The sequence below is a fragment of the Hoeflea ulvae genome, from assembly GCF_026619435.1.
Lineage (GTDB): Bacteria > Pseudomonadota > Alphaproteobacteria > Rhizobiales > Rhizobiaceae > Hoeflea > Hoeflea ulvae.
In genome coordinates this window covers 4,763,332-4,783,636 of sequence record NZ_JAOVZQ010000001.1, presented here as the reverse complement: position 1 = coordinate 4,783,636, position 20,305 = coordinate 4,763,332, and the positions used below count along the sequence as shown (strand labels likewise).

Sequence of the window (20,305 nt, the reverse complement as noted above, 5' to 3'; positions counted from 1 at the left end):
TTCTCCTGAAAAATCAGAACAGACAGGTCCGCAATGGAGCAAACCTCGCCCCCCTTTGTTCACAAGATCACGGCGGTCCTGGGCAAGATACTCGAATGGATCACCATCGTGCTGATGGTCGTGCTGACCGTCATCGTGACGGCTGCCGTCATCGCGCGGCTGATGGGGCAAAGCTTTTCCTGGTATGATGAAGTGGCCGCGATCCTGCTGGCCTGGATCACCTATTACGGGTCGGCGCTTGCCGCCCTGCACCGCCGTCATATCGGATTTGACACGGTGCTGCTTGCTCTGCCGCCTGCATTGCGGATGGCTGCGCTGCTTCTGGGTGAAGCGATCGTGCTGGTGTTCTTCATCCTGATGGCGCGGGCCGGGTTTCAGGTGCTCGAAGTGCTTGAAGGCGACACGCTGATCTCGATCACCTGGGTTCCTGTTCAACTGACCCAGTCGGTGATCCCGATCGGTGCGCTCCTGTTCATCCTGTGCCAGCTTCTGAGCCTGCCAGGCTACTGGAAAACCACCGCTGCGGGGATTTCGCTCGAACATGCCGAGATCGAGGAAGAAGTCGAAGCCGAGCTTGAAAAAAACAAGGACCGTGTCTGATGCTGATATTCGCCATTTTTGTCGGGTTGATGCTGATGATCTGCATCAATGTTCCCATCGCCGTGGCTCTGGCCATGTGCGGCGTCATCGGCCTGGTCCTGACCGAAGGCGTCGACAGCCTGGTGACCATCGCGCTGGACATGTATGACGGCTCGACCAAATTCTCGCTGATCGCCATCCCGATGTTCGTTCTGGCCGGCGCCATCATGAATGCCGGCGGGATAACCGACCGGCTGATCAATTTTGTCTCCAGCCTGATCGGCTTTGTCCGCGGCGGGCTTGCGATGGTCAATATCGGGGTGTCGCTGTTCTTTGCCGAAATCTCCGGATCCGCGGTGGCCGATGTGGCGGCCATGGGCTCGATCCTGATCCCGCAAATGAAGAAGCGCGGCTACAGCAAGGAATTCTCGGCCGCTGTCACCTCGTCGTCGGCCTCTCTCGCCATCATCATTCCGCCGTCGATTCCGATGATCCTTTACGCGGCTTCGGCCAATACATCGGTCGAACAGCTCTTCGTCGCCGGCGTGGTGCCTGGTCTGCTCGGCGCGGCGGGCCTGATGGGCGTCGCCTACTTCTTTGCAAAGCGCTACAATTTCCCCACCGAAGAAGCCTTCAACATGCCGCGTGTGCGCGAGACATTCGTCGATGCGCTTCCCGCCTTCGGATTGCCGATCATTATTCTTGGCGGCATCTTCGGCGGCTTTGTGACTGCGACGGAGGCCGCGGGCTTGGCCGTTCTGGCCGCCATCGTGGTGTCGGCCTGGTACCGCAACATCGACTGGAGCCACCTGCGGCGCGCCATGCTCGACGGCGGTATCCAGACCGCGGTCGTCATGCTCCTGGTTGCAGCTTCGGTTCTGATGGGGGGCTTTCTGACCCGCGCCCAGATTCCGCAGCAATTGGCCGAGAGCATACTGTCGATCACCACCCAGCAATGGGCGATCCTGCTCATTCTGAATTTCTTCTTCCTCATCATCGGCTTCTTCCTGCACTCGGCCGCGGCCATCATTCTCGTCATCCCGATCGTGATCCCGCTGATCACGGCCGCGGGCATTGATCCGGTGCATTTCGGCCTGATCGTCACGCTCAACCTGGCCATCGGCCAGCAGACGCCGCCGGTGGCATCGGTCCTGATCACCGCCTGTTCGGTGGCGCGGGCCAATATCTGGGAGGTCTCGAAGGTCAATGTCTGGTTTGTCGGGGTGCTTCTGGCGGTGCTGATGCTGTGCACCTATGTGCCTTCTGTCCCGATGTTCCTCGTGGAGTATTTCTACCGATGACCGACATCACACCTGACCTTTCAGAGGAATTGCGGGGCAAAACTCTGTGGATGACGTTCAACCGCCCCGCAAGCCGCAATGCTTTGACATTCGAGATGTACGAGGCGCTCGCCAAAACCTGCCGGGAAGTGCCGACAGACGGCTCGGTGACCGCGATTGTGCTGTCCGGCGCCGGCGGCAAGGCCTTTGCGGCCGGAACAGACATGACCCAGTTCAGGGCTTTCGAGACGCCGCAGGACGCGCTCGACTACGAGGCGCGGATCAACCGCGTTCTTGATGCGGTCGAGCGCTGCGCGCTGCCGACCATTGCCGCGATCAACGGTGCGTGCACCGGAGGAGGCGCCTCCATTGCCGCCGCCTGTGATCTGCGGATTGCCTCGGCCGGCCTGAAATTCGGCTTTCCGATCGCCAAGACGCTTGGCAATTGCCTGGCGGCGGCAAACATTGCGCGGCTTTCGGATCTGGTCGGATCCGGGCGTGTCCGCGAACTGATCTTCACCGCAAGGCTGATGGGAGGCGAGGAAGCCCTTTCGGCCGGCCTGATCAGCGAAATCTTGACAGATGAAGCATCATTGCTGGCCCGCGCAGCGGAGCTCGCAGATCATATCGGAGGCATGGCGCCGCTGACCTTGCGGGCCACGAAGGAGGCCATGCGCCGTAACCGGATGGCCACACAGGTGGATGACGATGACCTGATCACCATGTGCTATATGAGTGATGATTTCCGCATGGGCATGGAAGCCTTCCTTGGCAAAACCAAGCCGGAGTGGAAGGGCACATGACGGCATCATTCGGCCCACTTGCGGATATGAAGGTCATCGAACTGGCTCACATCATGGCCGGCCCTGTCTGCGGGCTCATGCTGGCCGACATGGGGGCCGATGTGATCAAGGTGGAAAAGCCCGCGGGTGATGACAGCCGCAGGTTTGTGCCACCTGAAATCGAAGGTGAGTCCGCAGCCTACATGATGATGAACCGCAACAAGCGCGGCATTGCGCTCAATCTCAAGGATCCGGCAGGGCTCGATGTCCTGCACAAGCTCTTGCTGGATGCGGATGTGGTGATTGAAAATTACCGGCTGGGCACGATGGACCGTCTGGGGCTGGGCTATGACGAGCTGTCGAGGCTCAATCCGCGGCTGATCTATTGCGAGATCTCGGGCTTTGGCCGGACCGGGCCTTATGCGCAGCGCGGCGGGTTTGATCTCATTGCCCAGGGCATGTCCGGGCTGATGTCGATCACCGGCGAGGGACCGGGCCGGCCCCCGGTGAAGGTCGCCGCGCCGATCTCCGACATCAATGCAGGCATTCTGGCTGCCATGGGGGTGTCCGCCGCCTATGCCAATGTGCTCAGGACCGGGAAGGGGCAGAGGGTCGACACGTCGCTGTTCGAGGCGGCGATTGTGCAGACCTACTGGCAATCGGCCATCGCCTTTGCCACCGGCGAAAATCCGCAGCCGCTGGGCTCGGCGCATCCCCTCAACGCGCCTTACCAGTCATTTGAGACCAGCGACGGTTGGGTCAATGTCGGGGCTGCCAATCAGAGCAACTGGTTGAGATTTCTCGAGGTCATCTCTGCGCCTGAGCTTGATGCCGATCCGCGGTTTTCCTCGAACCTGCAGCGCATGAGGAACTTGCCAGCACTGGTCCGGATCCTCGACGGCTATCTCAAAAAGGACACCACCGCGAACTGGCTTGCCCGGATGGAACAGGCGCAGTTGCCGGCCGGCCCGGTTCTCGACATCCTGCAGATGCACGAGGATCCGCAGGCTCTGGCCCGCGACATGATCGTCGAACTCGACCACCCGCAGGCGGGGCCGGTCAAGACCCTCGGGCACCCGGTGAAATTCAGTGAAACACCGGCCGAAATCACGCGGGCCGCGCCGCTTCTGGGGCAGCACACGCGAGAGGTGCTGGCGGAGATGGGCTATGCCGCTGCAGAGATCGAGACATTGGTGGGCAGCCACGCCGTCATTGCGGCCTGACAGGACGAATGGCGCCGGCAGGGTTGCCGGCGAGAAGACAGACGCAATTCGATTATCGGAAATTTCGGGAGATCAAGTCTTGGAACTCAATTTGCAGACCGCACAATCCATTGTCTCGTTTGCGCTGGACTGGCGCAAGAAGCAGAACATGCAGCCGCTGACAGTCGCGGTTCTCGACAGTGGCGGATTCCTGATTGCGCTCGCCCGGGAAGACGGCATGAGCAATCTGCGCCCTGAAATCGCGCAGGGAAAGGCCCGCGGCGCGGTTGCCATGGGGCTCGGCTCACGCGCCCTGTTCGAGCGCGCCCAGGCGCAGCCCTTTTTCATCCAGTCGATGAACACGCTCGCGGCAGGCTCTCTCGTTCCGGTGCCGGGCGGCGTGCTGATCAAGGCCGATGGAACCCTGGTGGGCGCAGTCGGCATTACCGGTGATACGTCCGACAATGATGAAGCCTGCGCCATTGCCGCGATCGAAGCGGCGGGATTTACCGCCGATGGCGGGTGACTTACTCCGCTCAGCCGTGAGGGTGATGTCTTCCGGGGCGTTGTTTTCCGGCGCTCAGGGCGCCGGCGGGCGGCGGTAGCCGTTGGCCATGAGGCTGCAGGTCACGATGACCGCAGCTCCCAGCAGTTCACGCGTGGAGGCGGTCTCGGCAAAGAGGAAATATCCGATGGCCAGGGCAAACAGGATCCGCACATAGGGGAAGGTGGCAAGTGCCGAGACTTCGCCATAGCGGTAGGCTTCGACGGTGAAGAGCATGCCGAGGGTGCCGAGGCTGCCCGCAGCAAGCAGCAGCATGAAATCGGAGAGGCCGAGGCTGCTCCAGCCCGAAACCGCGCCCGGCAGGGTTCCGGCACAGGCCACCAGGCCGATCCAGAACATGATCGTCGCGGTGTGCTCGGTGCGGGCCAGAACCCGGTTCTGGAAGATCAGCACGGCCGCGGCAAGGGCCGAACCCAGCCCGAAAAGCACGCCCGGCTCGACTGTCAGACCGTTGACTTCGCTGGCCAGAATGACACCGCCAAATCCCAGGACGGTGGTCAGCGCACGCCGCGCGCCGATCCTTTCGCCCAGCACCAGCGGCGCCATCGCCACCACAAACAGCGACGTGGTGAAGGTGAGCGTCGAGGCCAGAGCGAGATCAAGGTTCTGGAAACTGGCGTAATAGAGCCACCAGCACACAAGACTGGTGAGGCCGCGCAGCACCAGCCTTGGCCAGCGCGGCGAGCCGAACAAGGCGGGCCGGCGGATACCGATCCACAGGGCCACGATCACCAACTGGCACATGGACCGGAAAAAGATGATCTGGGCGAAGGGCACGTCCGGCGACAGGAAGCGCAGCACCGTCACATCGGCGGTGAACACGGCGGCTGCGGCCACCAGCAGGGCTGCGCCATAGCGATTGTCGGGTACCGCCTGCGTGGTCATCTTCGGCGGTAGGGGCCGAAATCGGCAGGCGCGATATCCGCGATCTGCCGCATGATCTCGACCCAGGCCGCCAGCCCGTCGGGGATCGATGACAGCCGGAAAAACTCGTTCGGTGCGTGGAAATTCTCGTCCGACAGCGCAAAGGAAAACATCACCGTATCCAGCCCCAGCACCCGGGAGACGATCTCGGTCAAGGGCAGCGACGCACCGATCCGGACCTTGAGAGGCTGCTGGCCGGTGGTCTGTTGAAGGGCATTCATCGCCGCGCCCAGCAGCGGATGGCCGGCCGGAACGGCATAGGCGCCTGCCTGTCCGCGCTCGCCGTGGATCTCAAGTGTTGCACAGGGCGGAAGCTGCGATCTGAGGTGATCGACGACGGCCTGTTTGGCCGCTTGCGGATCCTGGCCGGGAACAAGCCGCATGGTGAGCTTGGCAAAGGCTTCGCTGGGGATCACCGTCTTGGAGCCCGCGCCGGTATAGCCGCCCCACATGCCGTTGACGTCGACCGTGGGCCGCATCCATAGCCGTTCCAGCGTGGAATAGCCGGTCTCGCCAGATGGCTGCGCCGAAATGGCGGCAAAGGCCGCCTGTTCGTCATAGGGGATGGCCGCGATCTCGTCGCGCTCGGCCTCGGTGGGTTCGGCAACGCCATCATAGAATCCCGCTGCCGCCACATGGCCCTGCGCGTCGTGCAGACTGGCGATGAGCGTTGAAAGCACGTGCAGCGGATTGGCGACGATGCCGCCATAGCGGCCCGAATGCAGATCCTGTCCCGCGGTCTGTACCCGGATTTCAAAGCCGGCATTGCCGCGCGAGCCGACATTCAGCGTGACCAGGTCGGGCCGCCAGCGGGCGCCGTCGGCCGACAGCACGGCGTCGGCTGCCAGCAGATCCCGGTGGGTCTCGAGTATTCCCGGCAGGGAGGGCGAGCCGGTCTCTTCCTCGCCTTCGATGAGCAGCTTGACGTTGACGGGCAGTTGTCCCTCAACCGCGACAAAGGCTGCCAGCGTGTCGAGCGCAATCAGCATCGGTGCCTTGTCGTCGGAAATCCCGCGGCCATAAAGCCTGCCGTCGCGCTCCACCGCCTCGAATGGCGGCGTCTGCCATTTGTCCAGCGGATCGGACGGCTGCACGTCGTAATGCGCATAGACCAGAATTGTCGGTTTGCCCGGCGCGTCCAGCCGTTCGGCATAGATCGCAGGCTGGCCGCTGCCGTCTGCGGGCGACAGACGCCGGCGGTGCTGGAATCCCATCCCAACGAGCCGGGTCTCGATGATCCGGCGGGCGTTTTCCATGCCCTGCGCCATGGCGGGATCCGCCCCGACCGACGGGCAGGCTACCAGGGCCTTGAGGGTCTCGATCAGCTCAGGCTGGCGGGCAAGCGCATGGGAGAGGACGGGATCTGTTTCGGTATCGGTCATGAAGGTCTCTTCAGGTTACGCCGCCATCGACGCTGAGAATCTGGCCGGTGATCCAGCCGGCATCGTCGGATGCCAGGAAGGCTGCGGCTGCGGCAATGTCTTCGGGTGTGCCCAGCCTGCGAGTGTGGATACGGTTCATCACCTGGGCCTGTCCATCCGGCCCGAAAGCATCCCACTGGCGGCGCGAGGCAGGGTTGGACAGGATGAAGCCGGGGGCGATGGAATTGACGCAGATGCCATGTTGCCCAAGTTCGAGGCTGAGCTGCTTGGTCAGGCCCACCAGGGCATGCTTGGCCGCCGTATAGGCGTGGATGCCGGTCAGGCTGGGCCGCAATCCTGCGCCCGAGCTGATGGTCACGATCCGTCCCCAAGCCGAAGCCTTCATCGCCGGGACCAGCGCCTGCGACAGATAGAGCGCGGAATCGACATTGACCGCGAAGATCTTGTGCCAGGCATCGGGCTCGACGTCTTCCAGCGGTGTGCCGGTCTGGTTGCACACACCACCGGCGGCGTTGACCAAGATATCGGCTGCGCCATGGTCGGTGGCCATCCGTGCTGTCATTTCCTTAACGGAGGCGGGTTCGCCCAGATCGGCGCCCAGCGCGGGCAAGCCCAATTGCGCCGCTGCCTGCTGCAGCGCGTCGCCGGGCAGATCGGTGACAACCACTCTTGCCCCGTTGGCTGCCAGACGCGCGGCAATCGCCGAGCCGATGCCGCCGACCACCCCGGTGACAAGTGCCGTGCGCGCGGTCATGCCAGCACCCGGGTCAGTTCGTGAAACGTCTCCGACGACATCTCGCGGCGGCCGTCCTCTATGTCGTGGATCAGTTCGACCAGGCGGCGCAGCAAGGGCGTGTCGACGCCATGGCGGGCAGCGATGAGGGCCACCGCCCCGACCTGGGGGTCGACCTCGGTCTTGCGTTTGCGCACGGCCAGATCGCGGTAGATGCCGGTGTGGGTCTTGGCTGTCCCGGAATTGAACTCCGCCAGATCGGCAAGGCTTTGCAGGGCGGCAGCGTCTGCGGCGCCGGGCATGAACGCGCCGGGCTCGAAGCCGTTGAAGGGTTTGGGGTCGACGCCTTCGGCAACCGCGGTGCGCATGACTTCGCGCGCCAGGCCGATCAGTGCCGGGCCACGCGCGGGATCGGCGAAATTCTTGGTCATGCTGTCGGGCGTCAGCGCTGTGGCAAACAGCATCGCGCCATAGCCGAGTTTGCCCCAAAGATAGGCCCAGATATCCTGAGTCAGCACCGCATCGGGCTCGAAAATCTGCAACAGCGCGTGCATCTCGGCGGCGCGTGGGCGCGCGCTGCCGTCGATCTCGCCGACCACGACTGCCCCGCGATTTCCAAACAGGATCCGGCCCGGTGCAATCCAGTCCGCGCCGTAATTGACGAAGGCGCCCATGGTGCGATTTTCGCCCACACGTGCTGCGATGGTGTGTTCATTGAGCCCGTTCTGGGCCGACAGCACGAAGCCGTCTTCTGCCAGATGCGGCATGAGCTCGTCGAGCGCGCTGTCCGTTGCCTGTGCCTTGACCGCCAGCACGATGCGGCTGTAGCTGCCCTGCACCTGATCCGGGGTGACGCATGGCACCACCTGGGTGAATTCCTCCACCGGTCCTTCGATCCTGAGCCCGGTGGTGGCGCAGGCGGTGACATGCTCGGAGACGATATCCACCATCAACACCGGCACGCCGGCCCGCGCCCAATAGGCGCCCAGAATGCCACCGATGGCGCCCGCGCCCCAGATCAGAACCGGCTCATCCATTGTCAAGATCCGCCCAAGGTCCCTCTAGCACGGCGCGGGTCTCGGCCACACCGGTCTCCCAGATTTCCAGCATCTCCGCATCCGGACGCTGCCACAGCCCGCCAAAGGAGCCGTCGCCCAGCACCTCGCGGGCCATCGCCGGCGGCGAGGCGCGCATCAGCGCCATGTCGACCATCGGCTTTGACCCGTCGGGCGCCGCCGCATGGGCCAGCCGCGTCCATGGAAAATTCTCCATCCAGTTGGCGTGCGATCCGCTGGTGTCGATGGATTGTATCTTTGCCCAGGTCGCGGGCGCGTTCCACCAGTTGTGGAACTTGATCGAGACATCGCCATGCTCGGCCATGAGTTCCTGGGCCAGGGCAGCCACCGGATTGTTGCCGCCATGGCCGTTGACGATCAGGATCCGCCGGAACCCGGCCCGCCGCAGCGAGGCGACGATGTCGCGGACAACGGCCAGCAATGTCTCCACCCGCAGGCAGATGGTGCCGGGATAGGCGTTGAAATAGGGTGCCAGACCGTAGGGCATCACCGGAAACACCGGCACGTTGAGCGGCTCGGCCGCCTCGCAGGCAACTTTTTCGGCCAGGATCATGTCCACGCACAGCGACAGCTGCGCGTGTTGCTCGGTCGAGCCGATGGGCAGGATGCAGCTCGGGTTGCGGGCGGCGGCTGCCTCGACATCACGCCAGTTCATTTCGGCAACCTTCATTGCGGCTTTCCTTCCTGTGCGGTTCCTGCTTGCGGCATTGCTTCGGGTGGCAGTTCGCCGGCCCAGTCCTGTGCCCCCAGCACCACCTTGGACATCAGTTCAAACAGCATCTGCCGCTCTCCTTCCGACAGGACCTTGAGCATCCGTTTTTCCTGGGCCTCGAAAGCGGGGCGGGTCTTGTGAAACAGCGCCCAGCCCTTTTCCGACAGGTGCAGGGTCTGCTTGCGGCCACCGCCGGGCGCCTTGCTGCGCGCCTCGATCAGGCCGGTCAGTTCCAGCCGGTTGATGGCGCGGCTGAGCGTGTTCTTCGGGAAGCCGGAGGTGTGGGAGATATCCCGGGCGCTGCCGCCATCGGCCAGAGCCAGCGAATACAGCACCACATATTCCGGCCGCTTGAGGCCGAAAGTGTCGTGAATCCAGCTGTAAAGCGGCGTGTTGTAGAGCAGCGCGAGATAGTTGACCCGAAATGTGAAAGGGCAGGGATTGCCCCATAATTTGGCATCGAGCATTCCGGGACCCTGTTCGGCGCCCTGTTTGCCGAATTCTTGAGCATAGGCGGTTTGCGGCCCTGACATAATTTAGGCAACCCTCTTTTGTGCGACTTTGAGTTCCAAAATGAACTTGACTGCTACATTATCTCAGCACATTCTGCTAAAGCAAGTTCCAAATGGGACACCATTCAACTGACGACAACGGGACGGGGTTTGGCGCCTCAACCGGCGACGGGAAAGGAACACCATGAAATACCTGAACTTCCTTACACCTCTGACGTTTGCTCTTGGCCTGGCTGCGGCGGGCGCCGCATCGGCGCAGACCCTGACGGTCGGAGTGCGCGGCGGACCGGAATCGATGGATCCGCATTTCTCCGCTCTTGGATCTCACGCGGAAGCGGCCAAGCACATCTTCGACACGCTGGTCTGGTCGGGGACCGACCTGCAGATCGAGCCGGGCTTGGCCACAAGCTGGTCGCCGATTGACGATGACACCTGGGAATTCAAGCTGCGCGAGGGCGTCAAGTTCCATGACGGCTCCGATTTCGATGCAGAGGATGTGAAGTTCTCGATCGAACGCATTCCGGTCGTCACGGGTCCCACCACCACGGCGATCTATGTCCGGCGCGTGGCCGGCGTCGACATCATCGACCCTTACACTCTGCATATCCATACCGACGGCCAGGCGGCGACGCTGCCCAATGACTTCATCCGTCTGTTCATCGTCTCGTCAGAGGCGGCGGCTGACTATTCCACGCCAGAGACTGCTTCCGAGGGTTTCAATTCCGGCGCGGCAACCATCGGAACCGGGCCTTACAAATATGTGAGCTGGGAGCCGAAAGGCGATCTGGTGCTGGAGCGCAATGATGACTACTGGCGCGGGACGGGCGCCTGGGAAACCGTGATCCGCAAGGAAATTCCCAATGACAGCTCGCGTCTGGCGGCCTTGAAGGCCGGGCAGGTTGATGTGATCAACTATGTCTCCTCGGTCGACTATCTGGCGCTGGAACGTGATGCAAATGTGGATGCGATCAAGGGCGACAGTGTCTACATCATGAACCTGCAGCTGGACCAACGTGAAAAGACACCGATGGTGCGTGCCATTGACGGCTCGGAGCTGGCTGAAAATCCATTCCGCGATCTGAAGGTGCGTCAGGCCATCGACTATGCCATTGACCGCGAAACCATGGTCGAAGTGGTGCTCGAAGGGCTCGGCAAGCCGGCAAACCAGATGATGCCTGCAGGCTTTTTCGGTTCGAGCGAAGCCATTCCGATGCCCGAATATGATCCGGCCAAAGCCAAGGCGCTTCTGGCGGATGCGGGCTATCCCGACGGGTTCGAGGTGGATCTCTATTGCACCGCAGACCGTCTGCCCGGTGATGGTGCGATCTGCCAGGGTCTGGGCCAGATGCTGACCCAGGTCGGCATCAAGACCAATGTCAACGCCATCTCGAAAACCGTCTATTTCCCCGCCCAGGCGCGGCTTGACTATTCGATGTTCATGAATGGCTGGGGCACGTTGACGGGCGAGGCATCCTACACTCTGGGCGGCCTGGCGCATTCCAACAATCCTGACGTCAAGCTCGGTGCCTACAACCGCATCGAATATCTCAACAAAGATGTCGACACGCTGTTGCAGGACGGCGCCAAGATGATGGATGCGGACCAGCGCCGTGCCACTTACGAAGAAGCGATGGAGAAGGTGATGGCAGACAAGGCCTATATCTCCCTGGTCCAGCTGCAGACGGTCTGGGGTGCAAAGGCCGGCATGCTGGAATTCGCGCCACGGTTTGACGAAGACACGCTGGCGTTCTTCATCAAGCCTGCGGAATGAACCGACGCACGACATAAGACAGAAGGCCGGGCGGCAGACACGCCGCCCGGCCTTTGCTTTACGCCAAGGGAGAGCTGATGCTCGGCTTCATCATCCAGCGATTGATCCAGGCAACCGGCGTCATGGCGGTGATGTCGGTCATCGTCTTCTGCGGGGTCTATGCGATCGGCAATCCGATCGACATCGTGATCCCGCCCGAAGCAACCCAGGAAATCCGCGCCGAAGCGATCCGGCGGCTCGGCCTCGACCGGCCCCTCTACGAGCAGTATTTCATTTTCATCTCCAACCTGCTGCAGGGCGATCTCGGCCGCTCCTTCGTCTACAACATTCCGGTGCTCGATCTCATCGGCACGCGCTTGCCCGCAACGCTCGAGCTGGTGCTGATATCGGTCCTGTCTGCAACCTTTCTGGGTGTAAGTCTCGGCATCTATGCCGGTTACCGGCCCGACAGCTGGGTGTCGAAAATGATCATGGCCGTCTCTGTTCTGGGCTTTTCGGTGCCGTCATTCTGGGTGGGGCTGATCCTGATCCTGTTCTTCGCGGTCAATCTCGGCTGGCTGCCTGCGGGCGGGCGCGGTGAAACCGTCGAAATATGGGGTGTCGCCTGGTCGTTCCCGACGCTCAACGGGCTGTCCCATATCGTTCTGCCGGCGGTCAATCTGGCGCTGTTCAAGCTGGCGATGATGATCCGTCTTGCCCGGGCGGGCACCCGCGAGATCATGCTCACCGACACCATCAAATTCGCCCGCGCCGCAGGCCTGTCCGAATCCACCATCCTGCGCCGCCATCTGCTCAAGCTCATCTCCATCCCGATCATCACGGTTTTCGGGCTCGAGCTGGGATCAACCCTGGCGTTCGCCGTTGTGACCGAGACGATTTTTTCATGGCCTGGCGTGGGCAAGCTGATCATTGACAGCATCACCGTGCTCGACCGGCCCGTCATGGTCGCCTACCTGATCCTGGTGGCTTTCCTGTTCGTCACCATCAATTTCGTGATCGATCTGGTCTTTGCGCTGATCGATCCGCGCGTACGCCACGGGGTGTCGGCATGAGCAATCAGAGCACACCGCTCCGCCGGTTCTGGGCGGAATTTCGGGAAAACAGGATCGCTGTGCTGGCCCTTGGGGTGGTTGTGCTGATGATCCTCCTGGCGCTGTTTGCCGCGCTGATATCACCCCAGAACCCCTATGACCTGGCAAATCTGTCGTTGATGGACAGCCGCCGTCCGCCCGGCTTTGTCGGCTCAGGCGGCTACACCCATATTCTGGGCACCGATCCACAGGGGCGCGACCTGTTGTCGGCGATCTTTTACGGCTTGCAGATTTCCATCCAGATCGGTCTTGCTGCTGGCCTGGTCTCGCTCAGCATCGGCACGGCGCTGGGGATCACGGCTGCCTATGTCGGCGGACGGATCGAGGCCCTGATCATGCGGCTGGTCGATTTGCAGCTGTCTTTCCCGGCGATCCTGCTGGCGCTGGTGATCGTGGCTCTGCTGGGCCAGGGCAAGGCGCAGCTGATCGGCGCCCTGGTGGCGGCGCAATATGCCTATTTCGCCCGCACGGCCTATGGCGCCGCCAAGGCCGAACGCGGCAAGGATTATATCGAGGCCGCACTGGCCACCCCGCTCAGCGGCCGGTTGGTTGTGATGCGCCATCTTCTGCCCAATTGCACGCCACCGCTGATCGTGGTGGCGACGGTGCAGATCGCCAATTCGATCTCGCTCGAGGCGACGCTGAGCTTTCTCGGCCTTGGCCTGCCGGTCACCGAACCCTCGCTCGGCATGCTGATCGCCAACGGCTTTCCCTACATGATGAGCGGTCGCTACTGGATTTCGGTCTATCCCGGCGTGGCCCTGATCATCCTGATTGTGGCCATCAACATTGTCGGCGATCAGGTGCGCGACCAATTCAATCCAAGGCTGCGCAAATGAGCGATCCTGTCCTGAGTGTTGAAAATCTGAGCACCCATTTCTTTACTCGCGCGGGCGTGGTCAAGGCGGTGGATGGTGTGTCCTTCGATCTGGCCAGGGGCGAGATCATGGGGCTGGTGGGCGAAAGCGGATCGGGAAAGACGGTGACCGGATTCTCGCTGCTGGGGCTGGTCGATGCACCCGGCAGCATCGTCGAAGGCTCAATCAGGCTCAACGGCACCGAGCTGACGACGCTGTCGCAAAAGGAGCTGCGCCGCCGCCGCGGCCGCGACATCTCGATGATCTTTCAGGATCCGATTGCAACGTTGAACCCGATGCTGACCATCGGCCAGCAGATGAAGCTGGCGATCGATGCCCATGAAAGCCTTAGCCGCAGTGCTGCCGAGGCGCGGGCGGCAGACTTGCTGACCCAGGTCGGTATTCCGTCGGCTCAGGCGCGGTTAAGGGCCTATCCGCATGAATTTTCCGGCGGCATGCGGCAACGCGTGGCCATTGCTATTGCATTGCTGCACCGCCCAGCGGTGATCGTCGCGGATGAGCCGACAACGGCGCTGGATGTCTCGATCCAGGCGCAGATATTGTTTCAGATGCGCGACCTTGCGGCCGAGACAGGCACGGCGATGATCTGGATCAGCCATGATCTGGCGGTGGTCTCGAGCCTCGCCAGCAAACTGGCGGTGATGTATGCAGGCCGGATTGTCGAGCAGGGGCCAACGGCGACCTTGCTGCGCGATCCGCGCCATCCCTATACTGCCGGCCTGATTGCTTCGCTGCCGGCAACGGCGAAGCCCGGCATGCCGCTGACGCAAATCCCGGGCACCACGCCATCGCTTCTGTCGCTGCCGCCGGGCTGTCCCTTTGCGCCGCGCTGCGACCGGGCCACCGAACAATGCGCGACCACGCCGCAGATGACCCTGCAGGAGAACCGCGGCTGGCGCTGCTTTCATCCGGTGGGCCAGAATATCGAGGTTTCGGCATGAGCGGATTTCTCACCATCGACAATGTCAGCCGCCTGTTCGGACCCAATCTGACCACGGGCGAAAAGATCGCCGCCAGGCTGGGTGGCAAGGTGGAGACCCGTTCGGTTCGCGCGGTGTCCGACGTGACGCTGAGAGTGCGCAAGGGCGAGACGCTCGGACTGGTGGGCGAGTCCGGCTGCGGCAAGTCCACGCTGGGCCGCGTGATTGCCGGCATCCTGCCGCCGACCAGCGGAACGGTCAGCATTGATGGTGCGCCGGTGATGAAAAACGGCACCAAGGTGACGACCCGGGTGCAGACCGTGTTCCAGGACCCCTTCGCCAGCCTCGATCCGCGCATGAAGGTGGGCGATGCCGTGGCCGAAGGACCGATCGCCCATGGGCTGACGGCCAAGGCACAGGCCCGCAGCTATGTCGCCGGATGGTTCGAACAGGTGGGGCTCGATCCTGACTGGGTGGAGCGTTATCCGCACCAGTTCTCCGGCGGCCAGCGCCAGCGGATCGCGATTGCCCGCGCACTGGCGATGCAGCCCGATGTGCTGATCTGCGATGAGCCGGTGGCCTCGCTGGATGTGTCGATCCAGGCGCAGATCATCAACCTGTTTCTGCAACTGACCCGCGACCTGGCGCTGACCACCGTGTTCATCAGCCATGATCTGAGCGTCGTGCAGCATGTCAGCGACCGGGTCGCGATCATGTATCTGGGCAGGATCGTCGAACTGGGGCCGACGGCCGAGGTGTTCGGCAGACCCGCGCACCCCTATACCGCGGCCCTGTTCGGCAGCGTGCCGAAACTGGTGCTGGATGCGGAGGAACTGGTGCGTTTTGAAACCATCGAAGGAGAGGTTCCTTCGCCGCTGTCGCCACCGTCCGGGTGCTACTATCACCCGCGTTGTCCGCTTGCGAGCGAGATCTGTGGTGCGACTCAGCCCGCCACGCAACCCGTGTCGGAGCTGCGCAGCGTCGCCTGTCATCATTTTCAAACACAGCTCGGCATGGATGCGCGCGACTGAAGCAGTCAGCCTGCTGATGCTTCAGAAATCCTGACTAGAAAGTTCTTCTGGCCCTTGCCGGTGAATTCAGGCTCATATGCCGGTTCACATCCTTGTAGAGAAGGTAGCGGAAATTTCCCGGGCCGCCGGCATAGCAGGCCTGCGGGCAGAATGCCCTGAGCCACATATAGTCGCCGGCTTCGACCTCGACCCAGTCCTGGTTGAGCCGGTAGACCGCCTTGCCCTCCAGCACATAGAGCCCATGCTCCATCACGTGGGTTTCCGCAAAGGGGATCACCGCACCCGGCTCCAGCGTGACGATCGTCACATGCATGTCGTGCCGAAGATCCTTGGGATCGACAAAGCGTGTGGTCGCCCATTTGCCGTCCGTGCCGGGCATGACGGTCGGCGCTATGTCGTTCTCATTGGCGATCACCACATCCGGGGTCTCAAGCCCGTCGACCGCCTCGTAGAATTTCCGGATCCAGTGAAAGACCAGCTTGTCCGAGCCCCGGTTGTGCAATGTCCAGTCGGTCTGCGGCGGCAGATAGGCATAGCCGCCCGGCTGAAGCTCATGGTTCTGGCCGTTGACCTCGAGCGATGCCGAGCCTTCCACAACGAACAGCACCGCTTCCGCGCCGGGATCCGTCTCGGGCCGGTTTGACCCGCCGCCGGGGGCAACTTCCATGATGTATTGTGAAAATGTTTCGGCGAAGCCGCTGAGCGGACGCGAGAGCACCCACAGCCGGGTCTCCTCCCAGAACGGCAGGAAGCTGGTGACGATATCCTGCATGGTGCCTTTGGGGATAACGGCATAGGCATCGGTGAACACGGCCCGATCCGTGAGAAGCTGGTCCTGACCCGGGTGACCCCCGCGCGGCGCAAAATATTTGGGCGACATTTTGGCTCCAGAAATAGAGTGCAGTTGGTGCAGTTGGTGCAGTTTCCGCAGTTCTAGCGCATGGCGCGAATCTTACCAGCCGTCCTTCCGATACAGGACCTGTAGGGATGCGCTGGAAATGGATGAGTCCGGCGGGGATCTCGGCCTTCTCAATGCCGAACTTTTCCGGAAAACCCGATTGCGAACTGGTTTTGGCCGCCTAGGCCGTCCTGATGCGCGCCGGGCAGGGGCCGGCCGATCCTGTGCTTGCGGAAGGATTGAAACGGCTTGCGAGCCGTGGCGATCTGGTTGGGCGCCTGTCCGCGCGGGACCTGCGTGGATGGGAACTGATACAATTGGCACCGAAGAAACCTGAAGACAAAGATCGCTTCGACGGTCGCGAAAAATCCGCCAATTGACGGAAATCAAATGGGTGGCGCCCATCAACGAGTAGTGTCCTTCCAGGATCAGGGAAGGACGTCAGGTGATGAGAGACCATCCGGGCATTGTTGCGCAGTCTCATTTCGGACGTGATGCGACGCCACGGGGCGCGAAAGCGGATCGGGGGCGTCGTGTTGCGCCATGCGATGTCGAAGCCTCGTGGCACGGCTGGCGCCTGCGTGCTAAAGCTGATCCGAGGTAACCAGATGAACACCACGGTTCTTCCCGAACATGACGCACAGACCGATGGCCGCATTGCCGCCATTCGCGGGGGCGTGGTCGATGTGGCGTTCGAGGGGGCGGTTCCCCATATTCACGATCTGCTTTTTGCCGGCGAGGTTGCGCTGGAAGTGGCCGGGCTGATCGGTTGCGGCCTGGTGCGCGCCATTGCCCTGGCGCCGGTGCGCGGGCTCGGCCTCGGCATGGCCGTCCGGGCGACCGGCGGACCGATCATGGTGCCGGTGGGCGATGCCGTTCTGGGCCGCATGCTCAATGTCTTCGGCGCGCCGATCGATGGCCGTCCCGAGCCGGTGGTCAGCGAACACCGCTCCATCCACCAGCCGCCGCCAAGGCTGAGCGACCGCGTGCTGCATTCGCAAATCCTCGAGACCGGGATCAAGGCCATCGATCTGCTGTCGCCGATCGAACGCGGCGGCAAGACCGGGCTGTTCGGCGGCGCTGGCGTCGGCAAGACGGTGCTGATCACGGAGCTCATCAACAACACCGTGCAGCACCACAAGGGGGTGAGCCTGTTCTGCGGGATCGGGGAACGGTCGCGCGAGGCGGAAGAGCTCTATCGCGAGATGGGCGAGGCGGGCGTGCGTGACAAGACCGTGATGCTGTTTGGCCAGATGAACGAAGCCCCCGGCGTGCGGTTTCTGGTCGGCAACACCGCGCTGACGATGGCCGAGTATTTCCGGGAGGACAAGGGACAGGACGTCCTGCTGCTGATCGACAATATCTTCCGCTTTGTCCAGGCAGGCTCCGAGGTGTCGGGCCTGATGGGGCGGATGCCGTCGCGGGTGGGGTACCAGCCGACGCTGGCCACCGAACTTGCCGGGCTGGAAGAGCGCATCACCTCGACCAGGCGCGGCGCGATCACCTCGATCCAGGCTGTCTATGTGCCGGCCGACGATTTCACGGATCCGGCGGCAGCCCACATCTTTTCGCATCTTTCGGCCTCTGTGGTGCTGTCGCGCAAACGGGCGAGCGAGGGGCTTTACCCGGCGGTCGATCCGCTGGCTTCGGCTTCGGTGATGCTGACGCCTTCGGTGGTCGGCCAGCGGCATTATGACATTGCCCGCGCAGTGCGCCGGACCCTGGCCGAATATGAGGAGCTGCGCGATATCATCGCCATGCTCGGACTTGAGGAACTGTCGTCGGCCGACCGGGCCACCGTGGCGCGTGCCCGGCGGCTGGAGCGGTTCCTGACGCAACCCTTTTTCACCACCGGCTCGTTCAGCGGCATGGAAGGCAAGATGGTGCCGATCGCCGATACGCTGAGCGGCTGCGAGACGATTCTCAGCCAAACCCAGTTCGACCTTCCCGAAAGCGCCTATTACATGATCGGTGGCCTGGAAGACCTGGAGGGCAAGTCATGAGCATGGCATCCGAGATGCATGTGATCCTGCGCCTGCCCGACCGCATGCTGTTTCAGGGCCGGGCGACATCGGTCACCGCGGTGGCCCCGAACGGTGCCTTCGGCATCTGGCCCAACCATGTCGACTTTGTCACCGCGCTGGTGCCGTCGGTGCTGACATTGCGTCTTGTCGACGGGGCCGAGGAAATCTTCGGCCTTGATGAGGGGCTGCTGGTGAAGAAAGGGCATACGGTTTCGGTTGCCGCGCTGCGCGGTGTGCATGGCGATGACCTTGACAGTTTGCAGGCCACGGTCGAGGCGAGCTTCGTCCAGATGGATGAGGACGAGCGCCAGGCGCGTTCGGCGCTGTCGCGGCTCGAGGCGGATATGGTCCGGCGTTTTGCAGAACTGCAGAGGCCGCTGAAATGACGCAGACGCCCGACAAGCCCACCGAGGAGATCGGCCGTCACGCCAGGCGGATGAAATCGACGCGCGAACATCCGGGGCCGAGCCCGCTCACGGGCATCAGTGCCTTCGGGATGATCGGATGGTCGATCGCAGTCCCCACGGTCGGCGGCGCACTTTTGGGGCTCTGGCTCGATCGTGTGGCGCCGCAGGGCTTTTCATGGACGATCAGCCTGATCCTGGGCGGCGTGGTCCTCGGTGCGTTCATCGCCGGGGTCTGGATGAACAAGGAAGGAGGCCGGAAATGATCGAGATCGACTGGACTGCCGCGATGCTGGGATTCGGCATCGGCACGGTGACAGGGGCAATCTTCTTCCTGGGTCTGGCGGTCGGCATCCGGCGTGCCTTGCGGACGGGATCGCCGGTCATTGTCTTGTCCCTGAGCGCCGCGATACGGCTTGCGGGCTTTCTCGGCATCGGCTGGATCGTTGTCAGTCAGAGCGGGCCTTGGGCCTGTCTGGGTTACGGCATCGCGTTCCTGGTCGTGCGGTTTGTCGCCACCACGCTCGCGCGCCGTGAAGCCGCCACGGGAGACGCGCCATGAACCTGTCACCCGACCAGACCATCATGTTCGAGATCGGGGGTATCCCGATCAATGCGACCATCTTCTACACCTGGGTGGTGATGGCGGTGCTGACGGGCGTGTCGATGCTGATCACGCGAAACCTGCGGCCGGACGTGCCGCCCAATCGCTGGCGGACCATGCTCGAAGTCATCCTGCAGGGCATCCAGGGGCAGATCCAGGAGATCGCCCCGGGACCTTCGCGGCACCTGCTCTATTTCTCGGGAACGCTGTTCCTGTTTGTCGCAACATCGAACCTGATGCTGGTAGTTCCGGGGTTCGAACCGCCGACATCCTCGCTGTCGACGACCACGGCGCTGGCGCTTTCCGTGGTGATCGCCGTACCGCTTTTCGGCATCATCAGCCGGGGGCTGCGCGGCTATCTGAAGACCTATCTGGAGCCGTCCTTCATAATGCTCCCGTTCAACATCATCTCGGAATTCACGCGCGCGATCTCGCTGGCGATGCGCCTTTACGGCAACATCATGAGCGGCGCCGTCATCGGGGTCATCCTGCTCAGCGTGGCGCCGTTCTTCTTTCCCGTGGTGATGGATCTGCTCGGCCTGCTGACCGGGATGATCCAGGCCTACATCTTTGCCATTCTGGCGACGGTCTACATCTCCGCCGCCACCACCCCTCGCAAATCCGTGCAGCCTGAAAGGGATACTCCATGACAGACCTTGGAATCATTGCCGCAGTTTCGATCTTCACCGCGGGGCTCACCGTCTCCTTCGGCGCCATCGGCCCGGCGCTGGGCGAAGGACGTGCCGCTGCTACGGCGCTCACCGCAATCGCGCAGCAGCCGGATGCGGCCTCGACGATTTCGCGGACCCTGTTTGTCAGCCTGGCGATGATCGAGTCGACGGCGATCTATTGTTTCGTGGTTGCCATGATCCTGATCTTTGCCAATCCCTTCTGGACCGCCGCAGTGGAAGCGGCACAAGCCGCAGGCAACTGACCC

At 62.6% G+C, this 20,305-nt stretch carries 24 protein-coding genes; 17 read left to right on the top strand and 7 right to left on the bottom strand.

Features of this window, described 5'->3' with window-relative positions:
- The first annotated feature begins 33 nt into the window (after nucleotides 1-33).
- The 5 genes from OEG82_RS22685 (at nucleotide 34) to OEG82_RS22665 (ending at nucleotide 4,369) form a co-directional block, all read left to right on the top strand.
- Complete coding sequence (locus tag OEG82_RS22685; protein ID WP_267614624.1) at nucleotides 34-600, top strand: TRAP transporter small permease; 567 nt, start codon at nucleotides 34-36, stop codon at nucleotides 598-600.
- Complete coding sequence (locus OEG82_RS22680; RefSeq protein WP_267614623.1) at nucleotides 600-1,880, top strand: TRAP transporter large permease; 1,281 nt, start codon at nucleotides 600-602, stop codon at nucleotides 1,878-1,880. Before OEG82_RS22685 ends, OEG82_RS22680 begins: the two co-directional genes overlap by 1 nt.
- Nucleotides 1,877-2,662, top strand: coding sequence for an enoyl-CoA hydratase/isomerase family protein (locus OEG82_RS22675; RefSeq protein WP_267614622.1), 786 nt, complete (start codon nucleotides 1,877-1,879; stop codon nucleotides 2,660-2,662). The genes OEG82_RS22680 and OEG82_RS22675 overlap by 4 nt, the downstream gene beginning before the upstream one ends.
- Complete coding sequence (locus tag OEG82_RS22670; RefSeq protein WP_267614621.1) at nucleotides 2,659-3,864, top strand: CaiB/BaiF CoA transferase family protein; 1,206 nt, start codon at nucleotides 2,659-2,661, stop codon at nucleotides 3,862-3,864. Before OEG82_RS22675 ends, OEG82_RS22670 begins: the two co-directional genes overlap by 4 nt.
- Nucleotides 3,865-3,943: 79 nt before the next feature.
- Nucleotides 3,944-4,369 (top strand): GlcG/HbpS family heme-binding protein, encoded by a 426-nt coding sequence (locus OEG82_RS22665; protein ID WP_425497615.1) that lies wholly within the window; start codon nucleotides 3,944-3,946, stop codon nucleotides 4,367-4,369.
- 54 nt (nucleotides 4,370-4,423) lie between these two features.
- Here the strand turns inward: OEG82_RS22665 and OEG82_RS22660 are convergent, their stop codons facing one another.
- From OEG82_RS22660 to OEG82_RS22635, 6 genes are read right to left on the bottom strand one after another with little or no spacing between them, the layout of a single operon-like run.
- A complete protein-coding gene (locus OEG82_RS22660; protein ID WP_267614619.1) occupies nucleotides 4,424-5,293 on the bottom strand; it encodes a DMT family transporter in 870 nt (289 codons plus the stop codon).
- On the bottom strand, nucleotides 5,290-6,714 hold the full coding sequence (locus tag OEG82_RS22655) for a M20/M25/M40 family metallo-hydrolase (protein ID WP_267614618.1): 1,425 nt from the start codon (nucleotides 6,712-6,714) through the stop codon (nucleotides 5,290-5,292). The genes OEG82_RS22660 and OEG82_RS22655 overlap by 4 nt, the downstream gene beginning before the upstream one ends.
- 10 nt (nucleotides 6,715-6,724) lie before the next feature.
- Nucleotides 6,725-7,468 (bottom strand): SDR family NAD(P)-dependent oxidoreductase, encoded by a 744-nt coding sequence (locus OEG82_RS22650; protein WP_267614617.1) that lies wholly within the window; start codon nucleotides 7,466-7,468, stop codon nucleotides 6,725-6,727.
- On the bottom strand, nucleotides 7,465-8,484 hold the full coding sequence (locus OEG82_RS22645) for a ketopantoate reductase family protein (RefSeq protein ID WP_267614616.1): 1,020 nt from the start codon (nucleotides 8,482-8,484) through the stop codon (nucleotides 7,465-7,467). Before OEG82_RS22645 ends, OEG82_RS22650 begins: the two co-directional genes overlap by 4 nt.
- Complete coding sequence (locus OEG82_RS22640; protein ID WP_267614615.1) at nucleotides 8,477-9,193, bottom strand: creatininase family protein; 717 nt, start codon at nucleotides 9,191-9,193, stop codon at nucleotides 8,477-8,479. Before OEG82_RS22640 ends, OEG82_RS22645 begins: the two co-directional genes overlap by 8 nt.
- Nucleotides 9,190-9,702: a MarR family winged helix-turn-helix transcriptional regulator gene (locus OEG82_RS22635; RefSeq protein WP_267614614.1), complete on the bottom strand. Its 513-nt coding sequence runs from the start codon at nucleotides 9,700-9,702 to the stop codon at nucleotides 9,190-9,192. The genes OEG82_RS22640 and OEG82_RS22635 overlap by 4 nt, the downstream gene beginning before the upstream one ends.
- 229 nt (nucleotides 9,703-9,931) lie before the next feature.
- Between OEG82_RS22635 and OEG82_RS22630 the strand changes: the two genes are divergently transcribed.
- From OEG82_RS22630 to OEG82_RS22610, 5 genes are all read left to right on the top strand, one after another.
- Nucleotides 9,932-11,518: an ABC transporter substrate-binding protein gene (locus tag OEG82_RS22630; RefSeq protein ID WP_267614613.1), complete on the top strand. Its 1,587-nt coding sequence runs from the start codon at nucleotides 9,932-9,934 to the stop codon at nucleotides 11,516-11,518.
- 77 nt (nucleotides 11,519-11,595) lie between these two features.
- Nucleotides 11,596-12,570, top strand: a complete 975-nt coding sequence (locus OEG82_RS22625; RefSeq protein WP_267614612.1) for an ABC transporter permease — start codon at nucleotides 11,596-11,598, stop codon at nucleotides 12,568-12,570.
- Nucleotides 12,567-13,448 carry an ABC transporter permease gene (locus OEG82_RS22620; protein WP_267614611.1) on the top strand — a complete coding sequence of 294 codons (882 nt, stop codon included), beginning with the start codon at nucleotides 12,567-12,569 and terminating at the stop codon, nucleotides 13,446-13,448. The genes OEG82_RS22625 and OEG82_RS22620 overlap by 4 nt, the downstream gene beginning before the upstream one ends.
- Entirely contained in the window at nucleotides 13,445-14,428 is a 984-nt protein-coding gene (locus OEG82_RS22615) for an ABC transporter ATP-binding protein (protein WP_267614610.1), read from the top strand. The genes OEG82_RS22620 and OEG82_RS22615 overlap by 4 nt, the downstream gene beginning before the upstream one ends.
- Complete coding sequence (locus tag OEG82_RS22610; protein ID WP_267614609.1) at nucleotides 14,425-15,438, top strand: ABC transporter ATP-binding protein; 1,014 nt, start codon at nucleotides 14,425-14,427, stop codon at nucleotides 15,436-15,438. The genes OEG82_RS22615 and OEG82_RS22610 overlap by 4 nt, the downstream gene beginning before the upstream one ends.
- A gap of 34 nt (nucleotides 15,439-15,472) precedes the next feature.
- Here OEG82_RS22610 and OEG82_RS22605 read toward each other — a convergent pair whose 3' ends face one another.
- Nucleotides 15,473-16,318 (bottom strand): bifunctional allantoicase/(S)-ureidoglycine aminohydrolase, encoded by an 846-nt coding sequence (locus tag OEG82_RS22605; protein ID WP_267614608.1) that lies wholly within the window; start codon nucleotides 16,316-16,318, stop codon nucleotides 15,473-15,475.
- 212 nt (nucleotides 16,319-16,530) lie between these two features.
- On the opposite strand from OEG82_RS22605, the gene OEG82_RS22600 reads away from it, so the two are divergent.
- The 7 genes from OEG82_RS22600 (at nucleotide 16,531) to OEG82_RS22570 (ending at nucleotide 20,302) form a co-directional block, all read left to right on the top strand.
- Nucleotides 16,531-16,716 carry a hypothetical protein gene (locus OEG82_RS22600; RefSeq protein WP_267614607.1) on the top strand — a complete coding sequence of 62 codons (186 nt, stop codon included), beginning with the start codon at nucleotides 16,531-16,533 and terminating at the stop codon, nucleotides 16,714-16,716.
- 228 nt (nucleotides 16,717-16,944) lie between these two features.
- Nucleotides 16,945-18,339, top strand: coding sequence for a F0F1 ATP synthase subunit beta (gene atpD, locus OEG82_RS22595; RefSeq protein ID WP_267614606.1), 1,395 nt, complete (start codon nucleotides 16,945-16,947; stop codon nucleotides 18,337-18,339).
- Nucleotides 18,336-18,746 carry an ATPase gene (locus OEG82_RS22590; protein ID WP_267614605.1) on the top strand — a complete coding sequence of 137 codons (411 nt, stop codon included), beginning with the start codon at nucleotides 18,336-18,338 and terminating at the stop codon, nucleotides 18,744-18,746. The genes atpD and OEG82_RS22590 overlap by 4 nt, the downstream gene beginning before the upstream one ends.
- Nucleotides 18,743-19,030, top strand: a complete 288-nt coding sequence (locus tag OEG82_RS22585; protein ID WP_267614604.1) for an AtpZ/AtpI family protein — start codon at nucleotides 18,743-18,745, stop codon at nucleotides 19,028-19,030. Before OEG82_RS22590 ends, OEG82_RS22585 begins: the two co-directional genes overlap by 4 nt.
- Nucleotides 19,027-19,326, top strand: coding sequence for an N-ATPase subunit AtpR (locus OEG82_RS22580; RefSeq protein WP_267614603.1), 300 nt, complete (start codon nucleotides 19,027-19,029; stop codon nucleotides 19,324-19,326). Before OEG82_RS22585 ends, OEG82_RS22580 begins: the two co-directional genes overlap by 4 nt.
- Nucleotides 19,323-20,018, top strand: a complete 696-nt coding sequence (locus tag OEG82_RS22575; RefSeq protein ID WP_267614602.1) for a F0F1 ATP synthase subunit A — start codon at nucleotides 19,323-19,325, stop codon at nucleotides 20,016-20,018. The genes OEG82_RS22580 and OEG82_RS22575 overlap by 4 nt, the downstream gene beginning before the upstream one ends.
- Complete coding sequence (locus tag OEG82_RS22570) at nucleotides 20,015-20,302, top strand: F0F1 ATP synthase subunit C (RefSeq protein WP_267614601.1); 288 nt, start codon at nucleotides 20,015-20,017, stop codon at nucleotides 20,300-20,302. Before OEG82_RS22575 ends, OEG82_RS22570 begins: the two co-directional genes overlap by 4 nt.
- Nucleotides 20,303-20,305 lie beyond the last annotated feature (3 nt).

Coding starts and splice junctions, on each gene's coding strand:
- OEG82_RS22670 (WP_267614621.1), top strand. CDS start 2,659: ATGACGGCATCATTCGGCCCACTTGCGGATATGAAGGTCATCGAACTG.
- OEG82_RS22675 (WP_267614622.1), top strand. CDS start 1,877: ATGACCGACATCACACCTGACCTTTCAGAGGAATTGCGGGGCAAAACT.
- OEG82_RS22575 (WP_267614602.1), top strand. CDS start 19,323: ATGAACCTGTCACCCGACCAGACCATCATGTTCGAGATCGGGGGTATC.
- OEG82_RS22685 (WP_267614624.1), top strand. CDS start 34: ATGGAGCAAACCTCGCCCCCCTTTGTTCACAAGATCACGGCGGTCCTG.
- OEG82_RS22590 (WP_267614605.1), top strand. CDS start 18,336: ATGAGCATGGCATCCGAGATGCATGTGATCCTGCGCCTGCCCGACCGC.
- OEG82_RS22640 (WP_267614615.1), bottom strand. CDS start 9,193: ATGAAGGTTGCCGAAATGAACTGGCGTGATGTCGAGGCAGCCGCCGCC.
- OEG82_RS22680 (WP_267614623.1), top strand. CDS start 600: ATGCTGATATTCGCCATTTTTGTCGGGTTGATGCTGATGATCTGCATC.
- OEG82_RS22645 (WP_267614616.1), bottom strand. CDS start 8,484: ATGGATGAGCCGGTTCTGATCTGGGGCGCGGGCGCCATCGGTGGCATT.
- OEG82_RS22620 (WP_267614611.1), top strand. CDS start 12,567: ATGAGCAATCAGAGCACACCGCTCCGCCGGTTCTGGGCGGAATTTCGG.
- OEG82_RS22605 (WP_267614608.1), bottom strand. CDS start 16,318: ATGTCGCCCAAATATTTTGCGCCGCGCGGGGGTCACCCGGGTCAGGAC.
- OEG82_RS22655 (WP_267614618.1), bottom strand. CDS start 6,714: ATGACCGATACCGAAACAGATCCCGTCCTCTCCCATGCGCTTGCCCGC.
- OEG82_RS22570 (WP_267614601.1), top strand. CDS start 20,015: ATGACAGACCTTGGAATCATTGCCGCAGTTTCGATCTTCACCGCGGGG.
- OEG82_RS22650 (WP_267614617.1), bottom strand. CDS start 7,468: ATGACCGCGCGCACGGCACTTGTCACCGGGGTGGTCGGCGGCATCGGC.
- OEG82_RS22600 (WP_267614607.1), top strand. CDS start 16,531: ATGCGCGCCGGGCAGGGGCCGGCCGATCCTGTGCTTGCGGAAGGATTG.
- OEG82_RS22615 (WP_267614610.1), top strand. CDS start 13,445: ATGAGCGATCCTGTCCTGAGTGTTGAAAATCTGAGCACCCATTTCTTT.
- atpD (WP_267614606.1), top strand. CDS start 16,945: ATGAACACCACGGTTCTTCCCGAACATGACGCACAGACCGATGGCCGC.
- OEG82_RS22625 (WP_267614612.1), top strand. CDS start 11,596: ATGCTCGGCTTCATCATCCAGCGATTGATCCAGGCAACCGGCGTCATG.
- OEG82_RS22630 (WP_267614613.1), top strand. CDS start 9,932: ATGAAATACCTGAACTTCCTTACACCTCTGACGTTTGCTCTTGGCCTG.
- OEG82_RS22580 (WP_267614603.1), top strand. CDS start 19,027: ATGATCGAGATCGACTGGACTGCCGCGATGCTGGGATTCGGCATCGGC.
- OEG82_RS22660 (WP_267614619.1), bottom strand. CDS start 5,293: ATGACCACGCAGGCGGTACCCGACAATCGCTATGGCGCAGCCCTGCTG.
- OEG82_RS22585 (WP_267614604.1), top strand. CDS start 18,743: ATGACGCAGACGCCCGACAAGCCCACCGAGGAGATCGGCCGTCACGCC.
- OEG82_RS22610 (WP_267614609.1), top strand. CDS start 14,425: ATGAGCGGATTTCTCACCATCGACAATGTCAGCCGCCTGTTCGGACCC.
- OEG82_RS22635 (WP_267614614.1), bottom strand. CDS start 9,702: ATGCTCGATGCCAAATTATGGGGCAATCCCTGCCCTTTCACATTTCGG.